Source organism: Chamaesiphon sp. VAR_48_metabat_403 (assembly GCF_031422475.1).
In the GTDB taxonomy this organism is placed as follows: Bacteria; Cyanobacteriota; Cyanobacteriia; order Cyanobacteriales; family Chamaesiphonaceae; genus Chamaesiphon.
Genome location: NZ_JANPLS010000222.1, coordinates 1 through 24,492 on the forward strand (window position 1 = coordinate 1; position 24,492 = coordinate 24,492).

General features: G+C 45.1%; 26 protein-coding genes and 1 pseudogene. 17 read left to right on the forward strand and 10 right to left on the reverse strand.

Annotation, left to right across the window (positions count from 1 at the left end):
- The 9 genes and pseudogenes from RMO79_RS10305 to RMO79_RS10345 all read left to right on the forward strand — a co-directional run.
- A pseudogene (locus RMO79_RS10305) lies at window positions 1-89 on the forward strand (superoxide dismutase [Fe]); the annotation flags it as partial.
- Window positions 90-137: 48 nt separating this feature from the next.
- On the forward strand, window positions 138-944 hold the full coding sequence (gene modA, locus RMO79_RS10310; protein WP_310483061.1) for a molybdate ABC transporter substrate-binding protein: 807 nt from the start codon (window positions 138-140) through the stop codon (window positions 942-944).
- Between the two features lie 33 nt (window positions 945-977).
- Complete coding sequence (locus RMO79_RS10315; RefSeq protein ID WP_310483062.1) at window positions 978-1,280, forward strand: hypothetical protein; 303 nt, start codon at window positions 978-980, stop codon at window positions 1,278-1,280.
- Window positions 1,281-1,552: 272 nt separating this feature from the next.
- Window positions 1,553-2,260, forward strand: coding sequence for an HAD-IA family hydrolase (locus tag RMO79_RS10320; protein WP_310483063.1), 708 nt, complete (start codon window positions 1,553-1,555; stop codon window positions 2,258-2,260).
- The gene (locus RMO79_RS10325; RefSeq protein ID WP_310483064.1) at window positions 2,257-3,072 is read left to right on the forward strand and encodes a TauD/TfdA family dioxygenase; all 816 of its coding nucleotides are present in this window, start codon (window positions 2,257-2,259) and stop codon (window positions 3,070-3,072) included. The genes RMO79_RS10320 and RMO79_RS10325 overlap by 4 nt, the downstream gene beginning before the upstream one ends.
- Window positions 3,073-3,224: 152 nt before the next feature.
- Window positions 3,225-4,466, forward strand: coding sequence for a sedoheptulose 7-phosphate cyclase (locus tag RMO79_RS10330; RefSeq protein WP_310483065.1), 1,242 nt, complete (start codon window positions 3,225-3,227; stop codon window positions 4,464-4,466).
- Window positions 4,463-5,290, forward strand: a complete 828-nt coding sequence (locus RMO79_RS10335; protein WP_310483066.1) for a class I SAM-dependent methyltransferase — start codon at window positions 4,463-4,465, stop codon at window positions 5,288-5,290. Before RMO79_RS10330 ends, RMO79_RS10335 begins: the two co-directional genes overlap by 4 nt.
- 208 nt (window positions 5,291-5,498) lie before the next feature.
- A complete protein-coding gene (locus RMO79_RS10340) occupies window positions 5,499-6,845 on the forward strand; it encodes an ATP-grasp enzyme (protein WP_310483067.1) in 1,347 nt (448 codons plus the stop codon).
- A gap of 3 nt (window positions 6,846-6,848) precedes the next feature.
- Entirely contained in the window at window positions 6,849-7,913 is a 1,065-nt protein-coding gene (locus RMO79_RS10345; protein ID WP_310483068.1) for a D-alanine--D-alanine ligase, read from the forward strand.
- Window positions 7,914-8,017: 104 nt separating this feature from the next.
- Here RMO79_RS10345 and rpsU read toward each other — a convergent pair whose 3' ends face one another.
- Together rpsU and RMO79_RS10355 are read right to left on the reverse strand one after the other, a co-directional pair.
- Window positions 8,018-8,206: a 30S ribosomal protein S21 gene (gene rpsU / locus RMO79_RS10350; protein ID WP_015162498.1), complete on the reverse strand. Its 189-nt coding sequence runs from the start codon at window positions 8,204-8,206 to the stop codon at window positions 8,018-8,020.
- 132 nt (window positions 8,207-8,338) lie between these two features.
- Entirely contained in the window at window positions 8,339-8,635 is a 297-nt protein-coding gene (locus RMO79_RS10355) for an RNA-binding protein (protein ID WP_295616036.1), read from the reverse strand.
- Window positions 8,636-8,943: 308 nt separating this feature from the next.
- Here RMO79_RS10355 and sipA point away from each other — a divergent pair, with 308 nt between their 5' ends.
- Together sipA and RMO79_RS10365 are read left to right on the forward strand one after the other, a co-directional pair.
- Complete coding sequence (gene sipA / locus RMO79_RS10360; RefSeq protein ID WP_310483069.1) at window positions 8,944-9,192, forward strand: regulatory protein SipA; 249 nt, start codon at window positions 8,944-8,946, stop codon at window positions 9,190-9,192.
- Window positions 9,193-9,280: 88 nt separating this feature from the next.
- The gene (locus RMO79_RS10365; protein WP_310483070.1) at window positions 9,281-9,799 is read left to right on the forward strand and encodes a hypothetical protein; all 519 of its coding nucleotides are present in this window, start codon (window positions 9,281-9,283) and stop codon (window positions 9,797-9,799) included.
- Window positions 9,800-9,914: 115 nt separating this feature from the next.
- Here RMO79_RS10365 and RMO79_RS10370 read toward each other — a convergent pair whose 3' ends face one another.
- The 4 genes from RMO79_RS10370 to RMO79_RS10385 form a co-directional block, all read right to left on the reverse strand.
- A complete protein-coding gene (locus RMO79_RS10370) occupies window positions 9,915-10,202 on the reverse strand; it encodes a P-II family nitrogen regulator (protein ID WP_310483071.1) in 288 nt (95 codons plus the stop codon).
- Between the two features lie 2 nt (window positions 10,203-10,204).
- On the reverse strand, window positions 10,205-11,203 hold the full coding sequence (locus RMO79_RS10375; protein WP_310483072.1) for a sodium-dependent bicarbonate transport family permease: 999 nt from the start codon (window positions 11,201-11,203) through the stop codon (window positions 10,205-10,207).
- Window positions 11,204-11,393: 190 nt separating this feature from the next.
- Entirely contained in the window at window positions 11,394-11,984 is a 591-nt protein-coding gene (locus RMO79_RS10380; protein ID WP_310483073.1) for a DUF4360 domain-containing protein, read from the reverse strand.
- A gap of 518 nt (window positions 11,985-12,502) precedes the next feature.
- Window positions 12,503-15,070, reverse strand: coding sequence for an endonuclease MutS2 (locus RMO79_RS10385; protein ID WP_310483074.1), 2,568 nt, complete (start codon window positions 15,068-15,070; stop codon window positions 12,503-12,505).
- Between the two features lie 316 nt (window positions 15,071-15,386).
- Here RMO79_RS10385 and RMO79_RS10390 point away from each other — a divergent pair, with 316 nt between their 5' ends.
- The 6 genes from RMO79_RS10390 to RMO79_RS10415 all read left to right on the forward strand — a co-directional run bounded on the left by RMO79_RS10390 (window position 15,387) and on the right by RMO79_RS10415 (window position 21,272).
- Window positions 15,387-17,012: a Ppx/GppA phosphatase family protein gene (locus tag RMO79_RS10390; protein ID WP_310483075.1), complete on the forward strand. Its 1,626-nt coding sequence runs from the start codon at window positions 15,387-15,389 to the stop codon at window positions 17,010-17,012.
- Window positions 17,013-17,143: 131 nt separating this feature from the next.
- On the forward strand, window positions 17,144-17,911 hold the full coding sequence (locus RMO79_RS10395) for a leucine-rich repeat domain-containing protein (RefSeq protein ID WP_310483076.1): 768 nt from the start codon (window positions 17,144-17,146) through the stop codon (window positions 17,909-17,911).
- A 595-nt stretch (window positions 17,912-18,506) separates the two neighbouring features.
- Window positions 18,507-18,806 (forward strand): hypothetical protein, encoded by a 300-nt coding sequence (locus tag RMO79_RS10400; protein ID WP_310483077.1) that lies wholly within the window; start codon window positions 18,507-18,509, stop codon window positions 18,804-18,806.
- 305 nt (window positions 18,807-19,111) lie between these two features.
- The gene (locus RMO79_RS10405) at window positions 19,112-19,924 is read left to right on the forward strand and encodes a TPM domain-containing protein (protein ID WP_310483078.1); all 813 of its coding nucleotides are present in this window, start codon (window positions 19,112-19,114) and stop codon (window positions 19,922-19,924) included.
- A 116-nt stretch (window positions 19,925-20,040) separates the two neighbouring features.
- Entirely contained in the window at window positions 20,041-20,619 is a 579-nt protein-coding gene (locus RMO79_RS10410; RefSeq protein WP_310483079.1) for a hypothetical protein, read from the forward strand.
- A gap of 26 nt (window positions 20,620-20,645) precedes the next feature.
- Window positions 20,646-21,272 (forward strand): pentapeptide repeat-containing protein, encoded by a 627-nt coding sequence (locus tag RMO79_RS10415; RefSeq protein WP_310483080.1) that lies wholly within the window; start codon window positions 20,646-20,648, stop codon window positions 21,270-21,272.
- Between the two features lie 144 nt (window positions 21,273-21,416).
- On the opposite strand, the gene RMO79_RS10420 is transcribed toward RMO79_RS10415, so the two are convergent.
- The 4 genes from RMO79_RS10420 to RMO79_RS10435 all read right to left on the reverse strand — a co-directional run bounded on the left by RMO79_RS10420 (window position 21,417) and on the right by RMO79_RS10435 (window position 24,436).
- Window positions 21,417-21,770 carry a DUF1257 domain-containing protein gene (locus tag RMO79_RS10420; RefSeq protein WP_310483081.1) on the reverse strand — a complete coding sequence of 118 codons (354 nt, stop codon included), beginning with the start codon at window positions 21,768-21,770 and terminating at the stop codon, window positions 21,417-21,419.
- 172 nt (window positions 21,771-21,942) lie between these two features.
- Window positions 21,943-23,451, reverse strand: a complete 1,509-nt coding sequence (locus tag RMO79_RS10425) for an AAA family ATPase (protein ID WP_310483082.1) — start codon at window positions 23,449-23,451, stop codon at window positions 21,943-21,945.
- Window positions 23,452-23,549: 98 nt separating this feature from the next.
- Window positions 23,550-23,894, reverse strand: a complete 345-nt coding sequence (locus RMO79_RS10430; protein WP_310483083.1) for a hypothetical protein — start codon at window positions 23,892-23,894, stop codon at window positions 23,550-23,552.
- 104 nt (window positions 23,895-23,998) lie between these two features.
- A complete protein-coding gene (locus RMO79_RS10435; RefSeq protein WP_310483084.1) occupies window positions 23,999-24,436 on the reverse strand; it encodes a VOC family protein in 438 nt (145 codons plus the stop codon).
- Window positions 24,437-24,492 lie beyond the last annotated feature (56 nt).

Consider the following 24,492-nt stretch of genomic DNA (forward strand, 5'->3'; position numbering starts at 1 on the left):
TCGATTTCCAAAATCGCCGCCCTGATTTTATCAGTACCTACTTAGATAGCTTGGTAAACTGGGATTTTGCTGCTGCTAATTTAAAATAAGCTTTAGCAAGTGGACGCGCAAGCGTCCATTTTTACCTCATTAATTTTATGCGTATAAAGTCTTGGCAATTAGGACTTTTGAGTCTACTGGCAACGATCTTGGCGATCTTTTTTACGCTCCAAATACAGCACCGTGCATTTAGATCTCCAGCTTCGACATCGACAATTTTAGTCGCAGCAGCAGCCAGCCTCCAGAAGGCACTGCAAGAAATTACCCCACTCTACACTAATGCAAATGCCACCCAGCCAGTCAATTATAATTTTGCGGCTTCTGGTGCCTTGCAACAACAAATCGAACGCGGCGCGCCTGTAGATGTATTTATTTCAGCGGCTGACAAGCAAATGAATGAGCTGAAAGCAAAGGAATTATTAGTAGCAGGAACTTATCTCAATTTATTAACAAATAAATTGGTGCTAATCGTTCCCAAACAATCTACCTTAAAAATAACAAATTTTCAGCAACTCGATCGATCTCAAATTCAACGCATTGCTATTGGCGAACCTCGCACTGTTCCGGCGGGACAATATGCAACTGAAGTATTTAAGAGTTTAGGAATATTCAATCGGGTAAAATCTAAATTTATATTAGCGAGTAATGTCCGCGCGGTGTTGACGGCGGTAGAAACTGGCGATGTCGATGCCGGAATAGTTTATCTTACCGACGCGAGAAGTTCGGATAAAATCGAGATCGTGGCAATAGCAAATCCTAAATTACACGCTCCAATTAAATATTCGATCGCAGTTTTAAAGTCTAGTAAATTGCCAGCCGCCTCGAAACAATACATCGATTTTTTACAAAGTAAATCGGCACGAGCTATATTTATAAAATATGGATTTGGGGTTGCTGAATCTTAGCATCGATCTTCTAGGAAATTGCATCGCGATCGCATGTTAATGCCCGATCTTTCACCATTATGGATTTCTCTTAAAGTATCTCTACTGGCAACATTTTTTACATTTGGGTTGGAAACGAGCGTCGCTTATAGAATGTACTATTACCGAGGCCGAGCGCGATCTTTAATTGAAGCAGTTCTAATCGCACCGCTAATTTTACCGCCGACTGTCGTGGGTTTTAGCTTACTAGTATTGCTAGGTAAAAATGGTGCGATCGAAGAAGGTTGGTTTTGGACGATAATTGTTGTGTGTTTTGCGTTGGTAGGTTTAACGATCGTGAATGCGTGGAAAGTATGACTTAACCTATGACATTGCTGCTCAAAGAATCATCAGCTTGCCGAACCACATCTTAGGAAGTTATCCCAGTCAAAATAAGTAATAGCAGCAAGCGATTCCTTGCAAATTTCGACAAAGAATATTCAATTTAGCTTTTGGCATCTATTCTATATTCCTATTGATAGATGCCAGCGAATTGTAATAAATTTAAGATATTGGAATGGCAAGCACAACATAATGTAACTTGCGGTTGGGTACAGATAATTAGAAATTATAAATAATTGAGGAATTCTATGCCAGCTATTCTCTTTGGCTCTATTAGTACGATCGCAGATACATCCGAACTGCAAAGACAGGCTTTCAATCAAGCTTTCAAGGCTCATGGACTCGACTGGGATTGGCATCGAGAAGAGTATCTGACAATGCTAGAAAACAGCGGCGGTCAAAATCGGATTGCCGATTATGCTGATTCGATCGGGCAAACAGTTGATGCTGAGACAATTCATCGATCGAAGTCCGAATTTTTTCAAAACAGCTTAACCGAATCTCAGTTACAACCTCGCTCAGGCGTAGTTGAAACAATTCAGAGTGCAAAAATCAAAGGTTTGAAAATTGCTTTTGTAACAACAACTGCTCAGGAAAATATTTCTTTACTGATGGCAGCTCTGCACCCAATTATCCAGGTTAATGATTTCGATCTCATCACAAATGCCGATCGCATAGATCGCCCAAAGCCAGATAAAGCCGCTTACACTTTTGCCCTAGAAAAGCTGGGTGAAAAGCCAGATAATTGCATTGCAATTGAAGATAACTTAGGAGGGCTAGAATCTGCGATTTCAGCGGGCTTAGATTGTATCGCATTTCCAAATCAAAACACCGCTCATCACGACTTTAATCGAGCAAAGCATTTGGTCGATCGATTAGATTTTGACGATCTGCAAAAGTTTCTTGCGAGTAATTCAAATAAGAGATCGAGCAAGCTGTACAGCAATAAATTATGATTCAAGCAAATATGAACTTTCGCGAACTATCGCCATTTGGAATTGAGGTGAACGAGATTAACATCACAGAGATCGACGATCGAGATCTAGTTTCTTTAAAGCATATCATTGCAAGTAATGGCTTGCTCGTCTTCCGCAGGCAAGCCGTGAGTGATGCCGACTTTGTAGCTTTCTTGAGTCGATTGGGAGTGATGACTTTTACAGCGGGTGAGATCCCAGTAGCACATCAACCCGATCTAAATGTTGTCAGCAATGTTGGGCGAGATCGACCACCGAGGAGCGTTTTTCATACAGATACCAGCTATGTTGCCAGACCGCCCGCTTTCACAGCATTGCGTGCTGTAACTATTCCGGCATCTGGTGGGGCAACCCTATTCTCGGATCAATACCGTGCTTATGAGACATTGCCCAGCACTGTGAAAGAGCAGCTTGCCGAGGCGCGGGTGCTCCACGTCATGTCTGGGCTAAAACTTGACGAGCATCAAGAAAACCAAAGTTGGCATCCTCTATTTCTACGGCATCCTCTTTCCGATCGATTAGCCTTATTTTTATCGACACCAGAACGCTGTCAGGCGATCTCTGGTATGCCAATCGATTCGGCAGAGCCGACGCGGTGCGAACGAGCGCAACGGCTCGTGCGGCTGCTGTATCAGCATTCAATTCGCCACTACCGACTTTACCGTCACAGATGGCAAATCGGCGACATCGCGATCTGGGATAACCGTTGCACGATGCATCGTGCCGACCACTCAGAGGTTATCGGCGATCGAGTATTGCATCGGGGGCTGGTGTTGGGCGAACCAATTGTATAAACTAGCTCACCCTCCTAGCCTGAATTCTGCGACGATGGAGGCTCGTTCGCGTAGCGTACCGTAGGTAATCGACTTGATAATTCTTAGAAAGATTGTTAAGTTCTATAAAGAGCTATATAAGTGGCATGTATCAAAGACATTAGGAAAATATAATGACTAACGTTCAAGCAACTTTCCAGGCTACAGAAACAGCTTTTCATGTTGAGGGATACGAAAAAATTGACTTCAGTTTGCTTTATGTAAATGGAGCTTTTGCAATTGAGAACGCGGAGATTGCCGACAGCTATAGTCAATTTGGTCGCTGTCTAATGGTTGTAGATGAAACTGTGTACGGTTTTTATGGCGAGCAGATCCAAGCATATTTCCAGCATTATCAAATCGACCTAACGGTCTTTCCCGTTTCAATTAAAGAGACAGATAAAACGCTACAGTCGGTCGAGCGAATTGTCGATGCGTTTGCAGATTTTGGTTTGGTACGCAAAGAACCCGTTTTAGTCGTTGGCGGTGGTTTAACCACAGATGTAGCGGGCTTTGCTTGTGCAACTTATCGCCGTCGCACGAATTATATCAGAGTGCCCACGACACTGATTGGGCTGATTGATGCCAGTGTGGCGATCAAAGTAGCCGTCAACCACGGTAAATTAAAAAACAGGCTTGGTGCTTATCATGCTTCGCAAAAGGTGATTCTAGACTTCTCCTTCCTCAAGACCCTACCTGTAGATCAGGTACGAAACGGCATGGCGGAGCTGATCAAAATCGCTGTGGTCGCGAATAATGGCATCTTTGAGCTGTTAGAAAAATATGGTGAAGACCTGTTACACACACACTTTGGCTACTTAGATGGTACGTCTGAGCTACGCAATGTCGCGCACAAGGTGACGTATGATGCGATTAATACCATGCTCGGTCTAGAGGTACCCAATTTACACGAGCTAGACCTCGATCGGGTAATTGCTTACGGTCATACCTGGAGTCCAACCTTGGAACTAACGCCATCAATTCCAATGTTTCACGGTCATAGCGTGAATATCGATATGGCATTCTCGGCGACCATTGCTCAGCAGCGGGGTTATATTTCGGTCGGCGAACGCAACCGGATTTTAGGATTGATGAGCCGGATCGGTTTGGCGATCGATAGCTCTTATCTAACGCCCGAACTATTGTGGAAAGCCACAGAATCGATCGGCAGGACGCGAGATGGCTTGCTCAGAGCCGCAGTACCTCACCCGATCGGCAGTTGTTCTTTCCTCAACGATCTGACCAGAGCTGAGTTAGACGAGTATCTGGCGATTCACAAAGAAATCTGTCAGGACTATCCTCGCGGTGGCGATGGTGAAGACATGTTCATTTCATTAAACTCGGTTGCTCCTGCTTCTGTCGGGGTGGAAGCATGACAGTAGTCTCGACATTGCCATCATCCAGACCAGTGACACCGCTGGGAATCTTAGCCGCAAAACTTGAATTTGTCAGTCAACAGCTAGCAGCCGCAGACATCGATGCCAAGTTGAAGTCTGAACTGCGCCAAGCTTGCGAGTTGGCAAGTGGCTTAGATCCTTACCTGAGTCACTGTACGACACCAGAGTCTCCCGCTCTAGCAGCACTGGTGCGCCGGACTCAATCCGAAGACTGGAGCCAGCGGTTTGTCGATCGCGAAACCGGACATCAGCTAGAGCAGGAAATGCTCTCAGGGCATGTCGAAGGTCAATTTCTCAAATTTCTCATCCACGTCACCCAAGCGCGGCGAGTATTAGAAATCGGCATGTTTACAGGCTACTCTGCTCTAGCGATGGCTGAAGCTCTACCCGATGATGGCGAAGTGGTTGCCTGTGAGGTCGATGCTTATGTGGCGAAATTTGCTCAGGAATGTTTTAACGAATCTCCAAACGGGCATAAGATATCGGTCAAGGTAGCTCCAGCAATGGCGACACTTCAGCAGTTAGCTGCGGCGAATGAGAAGTTCGATTTGGTCTTTATCGATGCCGATAAGGGGGGTTATGTAAACTATGTGAACTTCTTGCTAGACAATGACTTGCTGGCACCACACGGCTCGATCTGTGTGGATAATACGCTGATGCAGGGGCAACCCTACCTAGCGGGTGAGTCTACCGCGAATGGGCTGGCGATCGCCACGTTTAATCAGACAATCGCGGAAGATCCGAGGATCGATCGGGTATTGTTGCCGTTGCGAGATGGTCTGACATTGATTCGCCGAGTGTAGAACCCATTCGAGATTTTTTGGTGGGGGAGGGCGGGTTTATGCTAGAAATTCCCGCCTAGCACTACCAAATCTCAACAAACCCGCCCTCCCCACCAATATCTGTCGAGTTTTGCATTTCTACCGCGATTTAAAGATCGCGGTAGCTGTCTAACATGGCTAAAATTTCGATTGAGATAGTCCGAATTATTTTCCCAAATTACATTCCATCATGGGTTTTGAAAAAACAGATCTCAAACAGCCACAGGAGGTAATGACAACGACCGTCAAAACAGTCGCAACTTTGATATTGCTGCTGTTAGTCTTACCATTTAACCTTACGCTCACCGCGATCGCATTACTCAGATCGGCTATATTTCAACCACCGAGAACGATCGCATCCAACCCGAAAACGATTCTGATTAGTGGCGGCAAAATGACCAAAGCGTTACAGCTAGCTCGATCGTTCGATCGAGCAGGTCATCGAGTCATCCTAGTCGAATCGCACAAATATTGGCTGACAGGGCATCGATTCTCTTGGGCAGTCGATCGCTTTTACACCGTTCCCAAGCCTCAAGCAAAGGACTACCTCGATGCGCTGTTAGAGATCGTCCAAAAAGAAGGCGTAGATGTCTATATCCCCGTCTGTAGTCCGGTTGCCAGTTATTATGATGCTGAAGCCAAACAGGTACTCTCCAAGTATTGTGAAGTGATGCACTTCGATCCAGAACTGGTGCAAAAACTGGATGATAAATCTAAATTTTCGGCGATTGCCACATCGCTAGGTTTGGCTGTCCCTGATTCCTATTGCATCACCGATCCTCAGCAAATCCTAGACTTCGATTTTTCTAAGCAAGCACACGCATACATTGTCAAAAGCATTCCCTATGACTCGGTGCGGCGGTTAAATCTGACTCAATTGCCATGCGAGACACCGCTAGCGACAGCAGCATTTGTAGACGAATTGCCGATTTCCGAGCATAATCCGTGGATTATGCAAGCGTTTATTTCGGGACAAGAATATTGCACCCACAGCACCGTGCGGAATGGAGAATTGCAACTGCATTGTTGCTGTGAATCGTCAGCCTTCCAGATCAACTATGAAATGGTGGATAAACCGGAGATCGAAGCATGGGTGAGCAAGTTTGTCAGCGGTCTGAAGCTGACAGGGCAAGTTTCCTTTGATTTCATTCAGACACAGGATGGAGGTGTGTATGCGATCGAGTGTAATCCGCGCACCCATTCAGCAATTACGATGTTCTACAACCATCCTGATGTCGCTAGGGCTTATTTAGAGAGCGATGTTCCCGTCATTCAACCCCTCAAATCCAGTCGTCCAACTTACTGGATTTACCATGAAATTTGGCGATTGGTGACGCAGCCCACGCAGATCGGGCAGCGGCTAAAAATTATTGTAAGTGGCAAAGATGCAATTTTTGACTGGGCAGATCCACTGCCGTTTTTGATGGTGCATCACGCCCAGATTCCCTGGCTGTTGCTAGAAAATTTGCGGCAGCTTAAAGGCTGGATGCGGATTGATTTTAATATTGGTAAACTTGTCGAGCCTGCGGGAGATTAATTTATGGTAATGCGCGTTCTACACTTGGTTGGGTCTGCGGTTAGTGAGTTTTACGGCAATTTGTCTCGTCTGTATGCTCAAGATTGTCTGGAGTCTACCGCCAATCCCGCACTCTATGAATTTTATATTGCTTATATTACACCCGATCGTCAATGGCGGTTTCCATCCGATCTGAGTCGGGAAGCGATCGATGCAGCCAGCCCTGTATCTGTGGTTGAGGCAGTTCAAGCTCTAACGGCACTCAAAATCGATGTCATGGTGCCCCAGATGTTTTGTATCCCTGGCATGACGTACTACCGCGCTCTATTCGATCTGCTCGATATTCCCTACTTGGGCAATACTCCCGATGTGATGGCATTAACTGCGAATAAAGCTAAAACTAGATCGATCGTTGCCGCAGCAGGTGTGAACATCCCGTCAGGAGAACTACTGCGCCTCGGAGATCGACCTTCGTTGGCAGAGCCTGTCAGAATGACAATCGAACCACCAGCAGTGATCAAGCCTGTAAATGCAGACAATTCTCTAGGGGTAGCTTTAGTCAGAAATCGCGATGAATACGAGCCTGCTTTAAAGACAGCTTTTACTTATGCTGATGAAGTGCTAGTCGAGACATTTATCGAACTCGGTCGAGAAGTTCGCTGCGGTATTCTGGTTCGGGATGGGGAGCTTGTCTGTTTGCCTTTAGAAGAGTACCGCATGGATCGGGATCTCCAGCCTATTCGCCGCTACGACGATAAGCTCGGTGAAAACCAAAATGGTGATTTATATATGGTTGCCAAGGGTAGTACCAAATCCTGGATTGTCGATCCTGCCGACCCAATTACAGCTAGGGTGTGGGATGCCGCCAAAAAATGCCATATCGCTTTAGGTTGCCGCCATTACAGTCTGTTTGATTTCCGCATCGATCCCAATGGGCAACCGTGGTTTCTAGAAGCAGGACTGTACTGCTCTTTTGCGAGCAAAAGTGTGATTTCGATGATGGCAAAAGCATCAAGTATGCCTTTGGACAAGCTGTTCTCGATCGCTTTAAATAATTCACTTCGATCGACAGCGGTTGCAATTAAATAAATCCCGATCGGGTGAAGATACATCCATACTAAAAATCTGCTCGATCGAGTTAGATAACTCTCCGAACAGATTGCTAGTGGTAATTATTTCAGACAGAGAGCGAATTAAGTGCGGAACCGACGCTTATTTTGTCTGTGTCTGGCAATCGCTTTGCGCTTGCGTTTTTCAATTGGAGTTTCAAAGTGCCTGTGCTTCCGCATATCAGGAAAAATCCCCGCTTTGGAGACTTCTCGCTTGAATCGGCGTAGCACTGACTCAATGCCTTCACTTTCACCGGGAATTACTTGAGACATCCTAACCCATCCACAAACTTACTTATTTTAAGGCTGAAGGATGTATTTCCATTCAGCTATTTATCGACCAAAAAAGGACAAACTTAGAGTATGCCCTTTCACTTTTTTAGACTCGAACTTTAAGGGTTGAGTTTAGTAACGACGGTTGCCGCCACCGCCACCACCACCACCAAATGAACCTTTTTCTTCACGAGGCTTCGCTTTATTGACTTTGAGGTCGCGACCCATCCATTCAGCACCATCGAGAGCTTCGATAGCAGCAGATTCTTCTGCGTCTGTTTCCATTTCAACGAAAGCGAAACCGCGTAGACGACCAGTTTCCCGGTCGGTAGGCAACTGAACCCGTTTTACTTTACCGTATTCGGCAAAAGTCTGGTTCAAATCGTCCTGCGTTACTTCGTAGGATAAATTGCCGACGTAAATTGACATATCGCTGTCTCCAGAATCCTGTAGGTGTAGAGAGTTAGATTCGGAGAAAAGCTTGTAAAAAGAACCATACAGCCGAAAATAATCTTCATCTATAATGGTAGCACAGGATCTTCAAAATCGATCGACTGACACAATCTAGATTGCTGTAGTTTAATTTAATTACTTAGCAGTGGGTACTTGATAAAATTATCCGATCTGACTAGATGCGCTGAATCTGAGTATAGTATGGTGCGGCACTAATTGGCGATCGATCTCAAAAAATATTTATCGTTGATAATTAATAACCGATCGTTGACAAGTAATAACTTATGTCTCAAAAATTTAACATTGGTACCACTGTGCGGGTAGTTGCGTTACCAACTTATTTAAAAACAGCCGATCCGATGCCGACATTGCGCTCTCCCAACTTGTTAGAGCTTGGGACGATCGGGTGCATTATCGATCGCAAACCGGGTAATTATTGGGTGGTAAAATTCGATCGCCATGCTTTTTTACTAGAGGAACAGTATTTAGAAGCGATCGATGACTGCATAACGCTCGAATCCACCGATAAGTAAGAGCTAGGTCGATACAAAAATTAGTATTCCTTATCAGTCTCATAAGTTATCCTGAATAGTAAGCAGCAATCGATCTGAGGTGGATAACATGACACAAGCATATAACAGTGGCGGCAATAATAGATTCTCAGTCGAACGGATGGTTGCAACGCGATGGCAGAATCTCATCGTTGGTAGCTTGGGATTTTGGTTGAGCGGTAGCTTAATTTTAGATCTAGTCATCATGCCAACTTTATGGATGACTGGCATGATGGAAGGTAGTGGATTTGCTTCAGCTAGTTATAGCATTTTCTGGATTTTCAACCGCGTAGAATTATTGTGTGCGGCGGCAGCACTGAGCTGTGTGTGGGCATCAAGCCAAGTATCGAAGCTGGATCGGCAGACGGAGATGTTTGTCGGTGCGGGAATGCTGCTGGCGATCGCGATGAGCTATACTTTTATCCTCACTCCTTATATGAGTGGCTTGGGTATCGATTTGGATATTTTCGCAACGACAAAATCCATTCCTGTCGAAATGAACCAACTGCACTCGATCTACTGGGTATTAGAAGCTAGCAAATTAGGAATCGCAGGCATGTTATTAGCTTGGAGCATGAAAGCTGAATAAGTATTAGGTATTGGGTTTTGGGTATTAGGTATTAGGTTTTGGATTTTAGGAGTAAGGAGTAATAGCACTCCTTACTTTTTACTTCCATCTCCCATCTCCCAGCTCCCATCTATAATTAATGAGCGATCCACTGAGCGTCGGTAACGATAAAAATTCCCCCTAGCTTCTTGAGTAGGGGTTGCAGGGCATTTGATAATTGCTCCGCCATTGCAAGCTCGGTACAAATAATCATAATATAGCTATTGGTAATTAGATCGTCACCAGAATAGCCATGTTCGCCACTGCCAGAAACATTATTAATCACAGTATAGCCTTGAACTAAATTCTTTTTGAGAATTTTTAAAACGGCAGGGACTTCGAGATAACTGACAATAATTTCCACTTTTTTAACAGACTGTAGCATATTTAAATTCCCATTAATTTAATAGTTTGTAGATAAAGCGGAATACCAACAATAATGTTGAACGGAAATGTAATCGCTAAAGCCATCGATACATACAAACTGGGATTAGCTTCGGGTACAGTCATCCGCATTGCTGCTGGCACGGCGATGTAAGAAGCACTCGCACAAAGAACGGCAAATAATAGTGCGTTACCTTCACCCATGCCAATTACCTTGGCTAAAAGTATCCCGATTAAAGCATTCGCAACTGGCATCAAGATCGCAAAGCTAATTAGAAACATTCCGGTCTTCTGGAGATCTTGAATCCGCCTAGCGGCGACTAGTCCCATGTCCAACAGGAAAAACATTAATGCGCCGTAAAAAAGATCTTTTTCGACAAATAAGTGTACTTTTGCCCAGCCATCGCCGCCTGTAAGTACGCCAATAACCAGGCTACCGATTAACAGCAAGACCGAGCCATTCAAAAAAGCCTCGCGTAACACTTCAGTCCAAGAAGTTTCCGCACTTTCTTCCTCGTCTTTAGATTCATTTGCTGCTTTTTTGTTAAACACCCGCACTAAGATCAAACCAACGACAATCGCGGGTGACTCCATTAATGCCAGAGCTGCCACCATGTGCCCGCCGTAGGGGATGGCAATCTTGTCGAGGAGGGAACTAGCCGTAATGAAGGTAACTGCGCTAATCGAGCCATATGTAGCGGCGATCGCCGCAGCATTATTATTGTCCAACTTCAGTCGTAGAATAAAGAAGGAGTAGAGTGGCACGATCGATGCCATCCATACTGCTGCTAATAAAGTGCTGATAATTAGCGGATTCAAACCACTCTCATACAATTCATGCCCGCCTTTAAAGCCGATTGCCACTAATAGATAAAGCGAAAACAGCTTGGGTAAGGGGTTGGGTATTTCTAAATCGGACTGGACGAAAACTGCCAGCATTCCTAAAAAAAAGAATAGTACTGGCGGATTCAAGATATTTGACAGAATTAAACTAGTATCCATCGCATCATTAAAATTTAGTTATCAACGTTCGTTCATTATCCGGTGGTTGGTGACAAGAGTGGTCAATTATTTAGATTTGTCAACAACGTGCAAATTTTAATAAAGATCGAGAATACAGAATTGGCAGTAAAAAACCAAGGGGTTTAATCCCTTGGTTGATAAATTATGCAAGATCGGTAGCTACAAACTATTAGCGTGCCGAACAAGTCCGATACTGGATGTGATAAACTAGCCCTCGATTTGCTAAATCGAAAGAGTCAACTGTTGCCATGCCTTTTCCTTGAGCGGACATGGCGGCATTAACGCGCATATTTACACTTTTACCGCAAGCCGACCAAACATTAGCGACAGTTGCCAATCGATCGCGAACATTATAGTTTGTTTCTCCATTAAATTTACGACTAAAGACAGAGCCGCGATTGCCTGCAAAAAAGTATTCAGCACGTAAATTAGCCGAAGTTGCAGGTGCGACATAGCCGCGATAATCAGCATCGTAGAGGGAAATTTGTACACCTTGAGGTACTTGAATGGGAATGCTTAAATTACAGCTTTTACGGCTTTGGCTGGGATTGTTGCCTTCCGCAATAAATTTATCGAATAAAATGCTGAGTTCTTGTCCGTCGGGACTGACTGTGACGCTAGCAGAATTAGCCGGACAGCCATTTCCACCATATTTAGCATCTAAAATTTCGACCTTGCGATCGATATTAGCAAAAGCAGGAGCCATACTAGCGGCGATGAGTGTTGCCGTACCGAGCAGAGCTTGAATGAGTTTTTTCATAAATGTCCTAAATTGAGTAATAATTGGGAGTTGAACCCCACCCGTACTGAGAACTGGAGATTTTTCAAGTAGGATCGAATTTATAGTTAACCGATCTTTGAGCCTGATGGCAATTTGACGGCAATTATAAGTTCGATCGGGATGGGGGACGATTGAGTGATTTTTAAAAACAATTCCAAATTAAATTCAGAAAATTTTCAATCGATACATCTCGAATCGGTTAAGTTTAAATGTCGGTTTGTTTCAAAGAAAGTTCCCGATTATTAATTTAGATAAAATAACCTAAATTAATGGCATCACCAGATTTGCAAGCTAATTAACTTTCAGTAACAAGCTAGTATCGATCTCTATAATATTTGTAAATACAGCGGAAAAATTGCTTCAATTGAGGTTGAAAGCAGGAGGTTTATGCCACTATGAGATCGTGAAGATGCGTGACAATTATCTATTCTTAGTGTTTAGACAGCCGCTGACAAAAATAGGTTCAATCCGCGCCAGATAGGATTATTTAACGCCGATTACTTGAGATAGACGATCGTCACGCCGCCGCCACCATCTTTTTCGCCAGCCATTTCAAGGCGATCGACATAAGCACGATCGGCTAAAAACTCGTGAATGCCTTCGCGGAGTTTGCCCGTACCTTTGCCATGAATTATCCACATAATGCCCGATTGATAGGCTCGATCGAGTGCCCGATCGATCTCGACGGTGGCATTCATTACGCGTTGTCCCCGCACGTCTACAGTATTTTGGGATGTCCGAATGGCAACGACGGGTGGCTTTGTTACCGTACCGGGAACTTTGGCACCAGACTTTTTAGGCGGTGGAGCGGCTTTTTCGCCAGTTAGCGACTCGATATCAACGAGGGCGACATTCATTTTCATGATGCCAAACTTGACATTAAGATTGCCATTATCGTCCACTTTACTGAGGACTTCAGCAGTTTGTCCTAATTTGGGAATGCGGATGCGATCGCCTACCTGCGGATTGAACCCTGGTGGCGGCTTGGGGGTCGATTTGGCTTGAATATGCCGATTTGTGAGTCCCTCTAGATTTGAAGTGGCTTGCTGGGCAGCCTGGGCGGTCTGGGGGCCTTGTTGAAGTTGGCGGATGACTTGAGCGATTTCGCCTTTGGCTTCGGCAATGGCGGCTTGAATCGCGCGTTCTTGGTTGACTTTAAGTTCTTGTTCCCGTGCTTGCAGTTGGGCGGCTTTTTGGGAAACTTCCAGATAGAATGCTTCTGCCTGTTTTAAGATATTAGCCGCTTCATTTGCCTTGGTTTCCTGACTGCGGCGTTGTGCTTCCAATCCGGCAATTACTTCATTGACTTCTTGAGTCGCACCCAAAACTACCTGAGATCGGGCATTATCGACAACTTGGGCATTCAAACCCAATCTTTGCGCGATCGACAAGGCATTCGATCGACCGGGGATGCCCCATAATAATCGATAAGTCGGCGATAGGCTGACATCATCGAATTCTACCGAAGCATTCTCAAATCTACTGTCTTGATATTTGAGGGCTTTTAATTCGCCATAGTGAGTAGACGCGATCGTCAGCATTGCGCGATCGGCTAAATGTTGCAACAACGCGATCGCCAAAGCACTCCCCTCAGCAGGATCGGTTCCAGCACCAACTTCATCCAGGAGGATGAGAGCTGAGAGATTTTGCGGATGAAATCGCGCTGAGGTTCCCTCAGCGTGCGTTTCACCAAGCAGGATTTTAGATTTTGGATTTTGGATTGAAATTTCCCCCTCTCCCAGTCCCCCAGTCTCCCCGTCCCCTCGTCCCCCCGTCTCCCCGTCTCCCATCTCCCCACTCCCATCTCCCATCTCCGTCCCCGCTCCCACCGCATCTAAAATCCGACTAATCCGGCGAATATGTCCCGAAAAAGTCGAGAGACTTTGCTGAAGAGATTGTTCGTCGCCGATATCGGCAAGAATTAGGTCGAACCAGGGAATCTCAACTGGCTCGCGGGCGGGGATAAATAGCCCCACCTTCGCCATCAAAGCAACGATCGCGAGGGTTTTGAGGGTAACGGTTTTTCCGCCCGTATTAGGGCCAGTAATGGTGACAACGCGGATATCTGGGCGAATCGATAGATCGATCGGGACGACGGCGCAGCCTTGCTCGTGTTGATGTTGCCAGATTAGCAGGGGATGGCGAAGTTGGCGGAGGGTAATATATTCATTAGCGGCTCGATCGATAATCCGGGGTGGATTGGCTGATAACCAGAGGCTGTATCTAGCTCTAGCTGTGGCTAAATCGATCGTCGTGGCAATGACAAGCAGATGTTCGAGATCTTCGACGACTGCCGTTACCTTGGCGGTTAATGCCGTTAGTACTAGTTCGATTTCTCGTTGCTCCTGGCGTTGGAGTTGGCGCAGTTGATTGCCCAAATTGATAATCTGTTGGGGTTCGACATATAAAGTCGATCCGCTCCCCGATGTATCGTGAACTACACCAGGAATTGCATCCTTATGAGAAGCTTTTATGGGAATGACAAAGCGATCGCCCCGCTGGGTAATTAACGGCTGTTGGATTGCATTCGATTGACGTTGAATCAGGCTATTGAGCGACTTATAAATCCGATCGCGCAATCCTTTAAGCTGCACCCGTACCTGGGCTAATTTGTCACTCGATCGATCCGTGACATCACCGCGATCGTCGATGCAATGATAAATCTCTTGCTCTAATTCTGGATAAGTCCGCACATCGGCGATTAATGCTTGTAGAACGGGAATTTTTTCTTCACTATCGAGAGTTCGGCGTAACTTCCGCATTCCCGCCAGGGTAGTGGCGATCTCGTGTAACTCTTGCCCCGATAGCATCCCCTGTACTGCGGCGCGTTCGAGTGCATCACCAAAATCTTCGATGCCATCGAATGACAACCCACCAGTCAAGCGGGTTTCTAAATCATATACTTCCTTGGTTTGTGCGAGTAAATTGAGGCTAATACTAAGCTGTTGGGGAATTACCAAATTTCTGGCGGCAATCGCGCCCAGCTTTGTCGCCGCAAATGTCGCTACCTGCTGACATAACCGAGACCACTCTAATAACTCTAATGTCTCTTTCTGGATCGTCACGCTGAACTTAGTGTTGCAATTTTAATTATTATAAAGGGTCTGGATGGGAGATGGGAGACGAGGAGACGAGGAGACGGGGAGACGGGGAGACGGGGAGACGACGAAAGTATCTTTCCCCCAGTCCCCTAGTCCCCCAGTCCCCTCGTCTCCCCCTCCCAACTGCTTGTGTTAGAACGCAGCCAAGCTGTACATTAGAGCTAAATAGTATTATTGTCTCTAATTTGCAAATCATAGACACTCCCCGTTGGCGTAGCCTCTCCTGTGGAGAATCGATGGCGGTAATGACACCAAACCTCTCACCTGGCTGGAAATTTCGATGGTAAATGTAGTAGCAGAATCTTCAGCCACGGTCGATCGCGATCGTATCTCCACCGATCCGATTATTGCTGCGATCGATATCGGTACCAATTCAGTGCATATGGTGATCGTGCGAATTGTTGCCGATTTACCAGCCTTTAGTATTATCGCCCGTGAGAAGGAAACAGTCCGGTTGGGCGATCGCGACCCCCAGACGGGCAATCTCACGCCAGAGGCGATTCTTCGTGCCTTAGGCGCGCTAAAACGGTGTCAGGAAGTTGCCAAAAGTCTCAATGTCCAGCAAATTTATGCGGTGGCGACTAGTGCAGTCCGCGAGGCACCCAACGGACACGATTTTGTCAGATCGATCGAGTCAGAATTAGGCTTATCAGTCAATATTATTTCTGGACAAGAAGAAGCGCGGCGGATTTACTTGGGGGTACTATCGGGAGTCGAATTTAATAATACGCCCCACATGATTATCGATATCGGTGGCGGTTCGACCGAATTAATTTTGGGCGACAGCCACGAACCCCGCACCCTCAGCAGTACTAAAATCGGTGCGGTGAGGCTAACCACCGAATTTCTGCCTACAAATCCCATTAGCGATCTATCCTTAAATTATCTCAGAGCCTTCGTGCGCGGTCAATTAGAACGGGCGATCGACGAGATTAAAGCCAATCTCCAACCGGGAGAACTGCCCAAAATGGTCGGTACTTCTGGCACGATCGAAACCCTTGCGGCCGTACTCAATATCGATAAAAATGGTCAAGTCCCCGATCGGATTCATGGCTTTAAAATTCAGCTATCCGAATTACGCAACCTGATCGATCGGTTGCGGAAAATGACCGTCGCCGAACGCACTACAATCGAAGGTATCTCCGATCGCCGATCGGAAATTATCGTCGCAGGTGCGGTAATTCTCCAAGAAGCCATGTCGATGTTGGGGATGAAATCTCTCTCTGTCTGCGAACGCAGCCTCCGCGAGGGTGTAGTTGTCGATTGGATGCTCACGCAGGGATTGATCGAAGATCGGCTTAAATATCAAGGTTCGATTCGCGAACGCAGCACCCTCAAAATCGCGGGTAAATACGGTGTCGATCTCCCCCATTCCCAACGCGTCGCCGAACTAGCATTGAGCCTGTTAGATCAAACTCACGGGCAGATCCATAACTGGGATAAATCGATCCGACAGTTGCTCTGGAGTGCGGCAATTTTACATAATAGCGGGCACTTCGTCAGTCACGATGCCCATCACAAGCATTCTTATTACCTCATTCGCTACGGCGAGTTGCTAGGCTTCACCGAATCTGAAATCGATCTGATTGCCAATGTCGCTCGTTACCATCGCAAAAGTCCGCCTAAGAAAAAACATCAAAATCTTCAAAATCTCACCAAAGACCAAAGATCGATTGTTTCTCAACTCAGCGCGATCCTCCGCGTCGCCGTCGCTCTCGACAGGCGCAGAATCGGTGCTATTAAAGATGTCAGCCTCAATTGCGATCTTACCACTCGTGAGTGTCATCTCACATTTTTCCCTACCGATCCCGCAGATGCGTGCGTGCTCGAATGTTGGAGCTTGGATTATAAAAAACCCATTTTTGAAACCGAGTTCGATCTCAAACTATTAACGACTAGAGGCTAATAGCGCGATTTCAGTCGGTGTATTTGCGCGGTTGTCGATTTGTCGATCGGGAGAATTTCCGGAAATTGCATATTTACGCGTGTAGGTTCCAATGTTTGGTTAAGAGCCGTACCTTTTGGATATCTAAAGTTATGAAGAAAAATTTTATACTGGCAAGCCTGTTCGGAATATGCTGCCAATTACTCTCCCTAACGACAGTTTCGGCACAACAGACAAATACCAAAAAAAGTTTCGCACAGTGGTGTCAACAAAAAAGTTCTGTCCCGACAGCTACCAAGCAAACGATCGATGCACTGCTCGAAAGAGCTGGTACTCAGAATTGTCAACAGGCAGATGCTAAACTTAGTAGTCTTTCCGAACTCTATTTGAGCGATCGCCACATCAGCGATGTTCGACCTTTAGCAAGCTTAACTAATTTAAAAGCACTTTTTCTCAATTCTAATCAAATTAGCGATATTTCACCACTAGCGAGTTTAACTAATTTAAAAGGACTCGATCTCAATGCCAATCAAATTAGCGATATCTCACCACTAGCCGATTTGACTAATTTAAATACACTTTTCCTTAATTCTAATCAGGTTAGCAATGTCAAACCTTTAGGTGGATTGGCTAATCTGGCTTACCTCGAAATTTTTAACAATCAAATTAGCGATGTAAAACCATTAGGCAGATTGACTAATTTGAAATCTCTAGATCTTAACTCCAATCAAATTAGCGATATCAGACCGTTGGCTAATCTGACTAAATTAACCGATTTGAGACTCTCAAAAAATAAAATCAGTAATGTCAAACCACTTGCTAAATTAGCTAATAATTTAACAGATCTCTATCTCCGCCACAATCAAATCGGCGAACGAGAATGTCCAGTTAAACCAGAATCTTGTCGATTTGATATTTAGAAGTAACCCAATAGATAGTAAATACCAACGGGAGCAGCTCACTTTTTAGGTGTAGGTTAATCTCCCTTATCCCTGACCTTTTTTAGATGTGTAGAATGTAAGCTCGATCTCAATATTTTTATCATAAATATTATAAGAGTAAAGTACTTGTGACTAAGAATATGATTACTGGATTTTTTATGGATTGGTTCGATCGAGGTACGAGTTTGGAACTGGTCATTTAGGCGATCCTCCTGAATTTCAAGAAGGAATAATATCTGTCAATTGCGTCCCTATTAATGGGAGAAATCAACAGAGCGGTAAACGATTTCTGATGGAAATATTAGGATCGGATTATAAGTATACCGTCGAAAATGTATTGTATGCTCTAAATCTAGCTGAAGTAAAATCTCCTAGCAATTATCAAATAGATGGAATAACAAGTGGGGCAGAGACTTTTGTTGGATATCTGCTTTTAGACTGTCTGACAAACAATACCGATCGACATGTAGGAAATTGGGAGTCGATTAGAGTCGATGGTAAGCTAAAGCTATTACCTACTTATGACCATGGTACAAGTTTGGGTAGTATAGGTTCCGATCTTCAAAAGAGAAAGATGATTTTATCCATCGCAGATAGTATCGATCGAATTAATCGCTGTCCTTTTGTAGAAAAAGATCGAGGAACCTACTTGTCTACATTCGATGCATTTATTCGATCTGCCAAACTATATCCTCAAGCTGCCAAAATCTGGCAAAATAAGCTCAGACTGATTACTGCCGAACATATCATCGATCTGTTCGATCGCATCCCTGAAGGACGAATTACCCCTACTGCGGCTACATTTGCCAAAGCTTTACTAGAATATAATCGATCGCAAATTCTCAACCTGGACGTAGAATCACTCCAATCTTAATTAGATGACTTTGCCCCATATTAGGGGGAGAGCCAATATAATTCTCATTTAATTTTAGTTGTAGTTCTTATCATCAGATTTTATACTTGTCAAACAGCCCCTTCGATCGAATTAACGATCCGGCTTTGGCGTAGCCTCCGCCTTGCGGAATCGGCATCGAGCAAATTGCCCCATTTCGTCGTAAAGTATTGTAAAGTAAATTAATAATAGATTAATTTTTACAGGTCGAGATAGTTGCAAGGTTGGCAGTGATGAATGCCGATCGCCAATTCTTACCCGATCGATATTACTGACTTTAATAGCACATGCCTTCATCCCCAATGATATTACGCCGCCTGCTCGGATCTGCGCTTGCCATTCTTTTAAGTATATCCGTGTGGTCGATCGCACCATCCGCCCAAGCCGTTGATAACCCCGAACTCTTACCCACAGAGCAAACCCCGATTATCGACTTGGCAAAAACCTTCACCCCCATCCAAGAAGAGAACTTAGTCAAAGATATCGACAAATTTGAAGCCGACACTGGCTGGAAACTGCGAATCTTAACTCAGTACGATCGTACACCCGGACGCGCGGTGAGTAGATATTGGGGGCTAGATGAGAAAAGCGTCCTCGTTGTCTCCGATTCTCGCGGCGGGAATACCCTTAACTTCCGAGTCGGCGATGATGTTTACAAACTCATGCCTAGAACCTTCTGGATCGAACTGCAAACCAGATTTGGCAATATGTACTATGTCCGTGAAAATGGCGAAGATAGTGCCATTACCGACTCTCTAGAAGCCGTAAAAACTTGCCTAGTCAGAGGCGGTTGTAATGTCGTCCCCGGTTTGCCCAAAGAACAATGGATCTTGACGCTTACTAGCTCGATTCTCGGCGGCATAATTTGTGGATTTGCCGGACAATATCGCAAACCTGGTGACGGTTTTGCTTGGCAGTGGGCGTTGATTTTCTCACCATTATGGGGCATTCTGTTCTTCGCGTTTGGGGTTGCACCTGTAATCACACGGACTGCTGAATGGTTACCATTATTCCGCAATTGTGCCGGGTTTGCGATCGGCGTTCTAGTTGCTTTCTTAGCACCAGTCATCGGTCAATCCAACCCATCAGAAGAAACGTAATTTAGTTTTAGTATAATCAACCTGGGGAGGGGCAATTTATAAATTGCCCTTCCCCTTATTTTTGTGGCATACTAGGCTAGCCAGCATCAATCTAAATAATTAGTCACCCGATCTAAATGTCCGATTCCATCCTCGACCCTATTGAATTAGTCGGATATCATGGTACTAACATAGAGTCAGCGAGACGAATACTGCAAATAGGGTTTCTTCCTAGTCGCAACCGTTACGATTGGTTGGGAAAAGGTGTTTATTTTTGGCAAGATGCGCCCTATCGTGCTTGGGATTGGGCGCGTGAATACAGCGAAACAAAGGGAGGAGATCCTGCGGTCATCCGATCTCTTGTTAGGATAAGGAGAGTAGAGTTGATGGATTTACTAGACTATAGTCAAGATCCTAACTGGGCTAACCATCTTAGAAGAACACACCAGTATTTACAGAAACAAACTAGCTCCATACTCCCCCCGAATAAAATATCGATTGGATATCATGCCTTGGATAGATTGGTTGTAGATACTTTAGTTGAAGATATTTTAAAACCAATGAATATAAATATCCTTGCTGTCCGTGCCTGTTTTCAAGAGGGTGAAGAGATATATCCAGGTTCGGCAATTTATAATAAATCTCATATTCAAGTGGCTGTGAGAGAGACAAGCTTGATTTCTGAATCTATGTTGTTGACCGAAAAAGATTTTTAAAATATATATCGACACGGGTTAACCACATGATAGACCACAAAAAAATTGAAGAATCCATCGATAGTTACTTTACCAATACTCCGACTGCAAAAATAATTGAAAATCTCGATCTTCATAGTGCAGATCGAAAAGAAGACCTAAATCGAGAAAATTTTAAACATAGATTAGTCAGAGACATTATTAAACAGCCAATCGAATATCGAAAGCTACAAGGTGTTGACCTAAGTGGTACTAACTTGAATGATGCCAATCTGAGAGGTGCAGATCTGACTGGTGCCAGTTTATTTGGTGCTAGCCTCTATGATGCTAATCTGAATCATGTTGAAATGAGCGTTGCTAATCTAGATAATGCTGATATGTTTCGTGCGAACCTAAGTTCTGCCAATCTAAGAGGTGCCAGTTTGATTAATGCCAATTTATTTAGTGCAAACCTAAGCTTTGCTAATCTAAAAGATGCAAACCTAAGTGGCGCAAATCTAAATAATGCGAACTTGATTGGTGCTGATTTAAGTGATACTAATGTAAAGGATGCTCGATTTATAGATAGCTCAGGGATATCCAAATCTATGGAGCAGGATTTGAGAGATAGAGGAGCTATTTTTGATGATTCTTCAGGAGACAGATCTAAATCTAAAACTTTAGTTTCTTGCTAAATGCGATCGAACACAAATCAATTAAAGTACTGTGCCAGATTTGCAACCAGGGTTAATTGTCAATCTTTGAAATATTCGATCGATAAAAAGGGGTCGATTCTGTTTAGAATCGACCCCTTCAATTTGGGATGAGCAAGACAATTACTACTGAAGAACCAGAGTAACATTGGCGTTTTGGAGACCACCACGTTGTTGAACTTCAGATAAAGTTTTGTTGACTGCGTACTTTTGGTTGATCGAGTTAATTAACTCGGTTTGGTTGTGCTTTTTCGCAACGCCCCAGAGATCGGCGATAAGGTCGAAAGAACCATCAGCGTTGCGAGACCAACCTAGATCGTATTCGCCTTCTAAGATGGCGACGATATCCGCGCGGACGCGTTGACCTTGGTAGCCGCGTAAATCGGTTTCAGTTTTGACGTTGATACCGAGATCGCGCAAAGAATTTTTGAGGATTTCAGCGTCGGTGATTTTGGTACGGAGAGTGCTAAAGTGAGACATATCGGTTTCCTCGAATAAGATTGAGTTAGGCGAAACGACAACTTGAACTGTCAGGGCACACGATCGGGTTTGTCAGTCGATCGGGTTTGGTCTCCTTGCTAGTGTCGATAGGTTAATTATTCCCCAATCGAAGCAACTAGCACCTTGACTCCGGTAAATCGGAGCAAGCTTGTTAAAACTCCAGTCGGTGATATTCAGCGACTGAGGCAGCGGCGGGACGCGCTCGCTGTCTTGCCCAATCTCGCAAAGCAGTTACCTGCTCTGTCATTGTCCGCGAGAGGGGCAGAGTAGCCTTAATGGCGGCGATAATGTCTAGTTGCGTAAACTCTCGGTTTTGGGCAAAAGCATCATACATAGCGGCGATTAAGGCTTGTTCTATTTCAGCACCAGAGAATCCATCGGCAACTTTAGCAAGTTGCGGCAGATCGAAACGTTCTACATCTCGGTTGCGCTTACTCAAGTGAATACTAAATACGGCTTCCCGTTCGGACTGAATGGGTAAATCGACAAAGAAAATTTCATCAAATCGTCCTTTGCGTAAAAATTCCCCTGGCAGTCGTTCGACACGGTTAGCTGTTGCCATCACGAAGATGGGCGAGGTTTTTTCCTGCATCCAAGTCAGGAAAGATCCAAAGATCCGGCTGGAAGTACCGCCATCGGAGTCGCCAGAACCCGCCGTCCCGGCAAAGGCTTTATCGAGTTCGTCGATAAATAAGATTGCTGGAGAAATTGATTCGGCAGTTTTGAGGGCACTGCGGAGATTAGCTTCAGAGCGTCCGACAGTAGAGCCATCGTAGACGCGACCCATATCTAGTCTGAGTAAGGGTAAACCCCACAGTCTAGAAGTGGTTTTGGCAATTAACGATTTACCGCAGCCCGGCACTCCAAGAATCAACATCCCTTTAGGTTGTGGCAATCCATAAGTCCGCGCCCGTTCGGTGAAAGCGTCAGAGCGTTGAACCAACCAGCCTTTAAGTTCGTCTAATCCGCCTACAGAGTCGATGGTTTCGTCTTCTTCGATAAATTCGAGAATCCCATTCCGGCGGATTAGTTGCTTTTTCTCTGATAATACGATGTCAACTTCGGCTTCGGTAATTTTGCCGCGTTTGACATAAGCTTTGCGATAAACCTTTTCGGCTTCGTCTTTAGTCAGACCGAGTGAAGCTTTAAGTAGCTTTTCACGGGCATCATTAGGGAGCCGATTTTGGCGGGTTTGCTCTAGTTGCACAGAGAGAACTCGATCGAGCGCGCTCAGGCTGGGCAGGGCAAAATCTAACACTACAACTTCTTTTTCTAATTCGATCGGGATTTGCTGGACTGGCGACATCAGGATAATTGCCTTCTGCGTACCATTGAAGCTAGCGATCGCATCTCGCAACCACCTGGTTACTCCTGCCGAGTCCTTGAATGGGTGCAAATCTTTGAAGACAAAGATAGCTGGCTCCTTGTGTCTGGTCGTCCACTCGATCGCGGCTTCCGGCGATGTCGTGTTGTGCTGTGTCGTGCGGGCTTGTCCGTACTCCACCATCCCATGAGTCAACGTCCACACATACAATTTGCGGGGTTGCTGTTTCGACTGTGCGATCGTGGCGATTTCTTTTTCGGCACGATCTTCCTCAGCCGTCACAAGATAGATTAAGGGATATTGAGCTTGAATTAGAATGTTTAGCTCTTCTTGCATGTCTATCTATCCTCGTAAAGATGGTGACTACACTGCCCTCATTCCACTACCATCACAGTAGTTAAAGAAGTCTCGATTTATCTAGATTTCATCGCTATTTAAACAACGATCGCCAGATCCGGTTGCGTTTGAGCCAGAGGAGAGACTTCTACTTTTTCCGTCCGGGTCGATCGCTCTTCGTTTAGCAGTCCTGGTTCTTGACCGAGGGCTACCATTTCACCATTCCTAATTACGGCTGGATGCTCGCATTCGGGACAGTTGTAAACTTGGTACGTCGAACCGTGTAATTCAACCCCATCAACCACATCTGAGTGACTGAGATAGAATTCCACAGCTTTTTCCACGATGTTGGACATTGAATCAGCATCTACAGCCGATCGAATCTTCAACTGACGATGTAGTTGTTGCGGCAGGTACAAAGTGACCTTTTGCTTGTCTTCCATACGATTCTCAACTGCTGCTTTACCCGGGTATGTATCTACTCTAATTGGTTAAAAATTGACTGTCAAGCTGGTAAAGAGTTTTGACGGCATATCTTAATATTTGTTTACAAAGGGGCAGCAGCAGGCGCGGTACTGCGGCGGATTAATTCTAGCGGTAGGCAGTCAGGATCGGCAAGGAAAGCCACTTCATAGACTTGCGCGCCAATAATTTGTTGGCTGGGAGCGAGTAAAATTGTTGGTGCTGACAGCTCGATCGACTGTAAACGGGTGCTAAAATCTGCCAGCCAGCTAGTTAAATCTGGAGTCAGTTCTGTGAGATCGAAGGAAAGATGATAATAGCCGACATAATGCTCGTCGTTAAAAGCATCGGGAGCTGGCTTAGGTTCGGGAATTTGGATCAGTTCGATGCGTCCGCTGAGTCCTTCCATCCAACAAGCCAGCGTGTAGCCAGTCGTAAATCGTTCGCTAATTGTAAATCCCAAACACTCATAAAAGGCAATCGATCGATGGATATCTGCCGTGCGGATGGAAACGTGATGCATGGAAGGCTTTAGGCTTTAGGTATTAGGTATTAGGTATTGGGTATCGTGTTACCCAT

What these genes read in the sequence shown, in the direction of transcription:
- modA (WP_310483061.1), top strand. Translation starts at nt 138, where the DNA reads ATGCGTATAAAGTCTTGGCAATTAGGACTTTTGAGTCTACTGGCAACG.
- RMO79_RS10315 (WP_310483062.1), top strand. Translation starts at nt 978, where the DNA reads ATGTTAATGCCCGATCTTTCACCATTATGGATTTCTCTTAAAGTATCT.
- RMO79_RS10320 (WP_310483063.1), top strand. Translation starts at nt 1,553, where the DNA reads ATGCCAGCTATTCTCTTTGGCTCTATTAGTACGATCGCAGATACATCC.
- RMO79_RS10325 (WP_310483064.1), top strand. Translation starts at nt 2,257, where the DNA reads ATGATTCAAGCAAATATGAACTTTCGCGAACTATCGCCATTTGGAATT.
- RMO79_RS10330 (WP_310483065.1), top strand. Translation starts at nt 3,225, where the DNA reads ATGACTAACGTTCAAGCAACTTTCCAGGCTACAGAAACAGCTTTTCAT.
- RMO79_RS10335 (WP_310483066.1), top strand. Translation starts at nt 4,463, where the DNA reads ATGACAGTAGTCTCGACATTGCCATCATCCAGACCAGTGACACCGCTG.
- RMO79_RS10340 (WP_310483067.1), top strand. Translation starts at nt 5,499, where the DNA reads ATGGGTTTTGAAAAAACAGATCTCAAACAGCCACAGGAGGTAATGACA.
- RMO79_RS10345 (WP_310483068.1), top strand. Translation starts at nt 6,849, where the DNA reads ATGGTAATGCGCGTTCTACACTTGGTTGGGTCTGCGGTTAGTGAGTTT.
- rpsU (WP_015162498.1), bottom strand. Translation starts at nt 8,206, where the DNA reads ATGTCTCAAGTAATTCCCGGTGAAAGTGAAGGCATTGAGTCAGTGCTA.
- RMO79_RS10355 (WP_295616036.1), bottom strand. Translation starts at nt 8,635, where the DNA reads ATGTCAATTTACGTCGGCAATTTATCCTACGAAGTAACGCAGGACGAT.
- sipA (WP_310483069.1), top strand. Translation starts at nt 8,944, where the DNA reads ATGTCTCAAAAATTTAACATTGGTACCACTGTGCGGGTAGTTGCGTTA.
- RMO79_RS10365 (WP_310483070.1), top strand. Translation starts at nt 9,281, where the DNA reads ATGACACAAGCATATAACAGTGGCGGCAATAATAGATTCTCAGTCGAA.
- RMO79_RS10370 (WP_310483071.1), bottom strand. Translation starts at nt 10,202, where the DNA reads ATGCTACAGTCTGTTAAAAAAGTGGAAATTATTGTCAGTTATCTCGAA.
- RMO79_RS10375 (WP_310483072.1), bottom strand. Translation starts at nt 11,203, where the DNA reads ATGGATACTAGTTTAATTCTGTCAAATATCTTGAATCCGCCAGTACTA.
- RMO79_RS10380 (WP_310483073.1), bottom strand. Translation starts at nt 11,984, where the DNA reads ATGAAAAAACTCATTCAAGCTCTGCTCGGTACGGCAACACTCATCGCC.
- RMO79_RS10390 (WP_310483075.1), top strand. Translation starts at nt 15,387, where the DNA reads ATGGTAAATGTAGTAGCAGAATCTTCAGCCACGGTCGATCGCGATCGT.
- RMO79_RS10395 (WP_310483076.1), top strand. Translation starts at nt 17,144, where the DNA reads ATGAAGAAAAATTTTATACTGGCAAGCCTGTTCGGAATATGCTGCCAA.
- RMO79_RS10400 (WP_310483077.1), top strand. Translation starts at nt 18,507, where the DNA reads ATGATTTTATCCATCGCAGATAGTATCGATCGAATTAATCGCTGTCCT.
- RMO79_RS10405 (WP_310483078.1), top strand. Translation starts at nt 19,112, where the DNA reads ATGCCTTCATCCCCAATGATATTACGCCGCCTGCTCGGATCTGCGCTT.
- RMO79_RS10410 (WP_310483079.1), top strand. Translation starts at nt 20,041, where the DNA reads ATGTCCGATTCCATCCTCGACCCTATTGAATTAGTCGGATATCATGGT.
- RMO79_RS10415 (WP_310483080.1), top strand. Translation starts at nt 20,646, where the DNA reads ATGATAGACCACAAAAAAATTGAAGAATCCATCGATAGTTACTTTACC.
- RMO79_RS10420 (WP_310483081.1), bottom strand. Translation starts at nt 21,770, where the DNA reads ATGTCTCACTTTAGCACTCTCCGTACCAAAATCACCGACGCTGAAATC.
- RMO79_RS10425 (WP_310483082.1), bottom strand. Translation starts at nt 23,451, where the DNA reads ATGCAAGAAGAGCTAAACATTCTAATTCAAGCTCAATATCCCTTAATC.
- RMO79_RS10430 (WP_310483083.1), bottom strand. Translation starts at nt 23,894, where the DNA reads ATGGAAGACAAGCAAAAGGTCACTTTGTACCTGCCGCAACAACTACAT.
- RMO79_RS10435 (WP_310483084.1), bottom strand. Translation starts at nt 24,436, where the DNA reads ATGCATCACGTTTCCATCCGCACGGCAGATATCCATCGATCGATTGCC.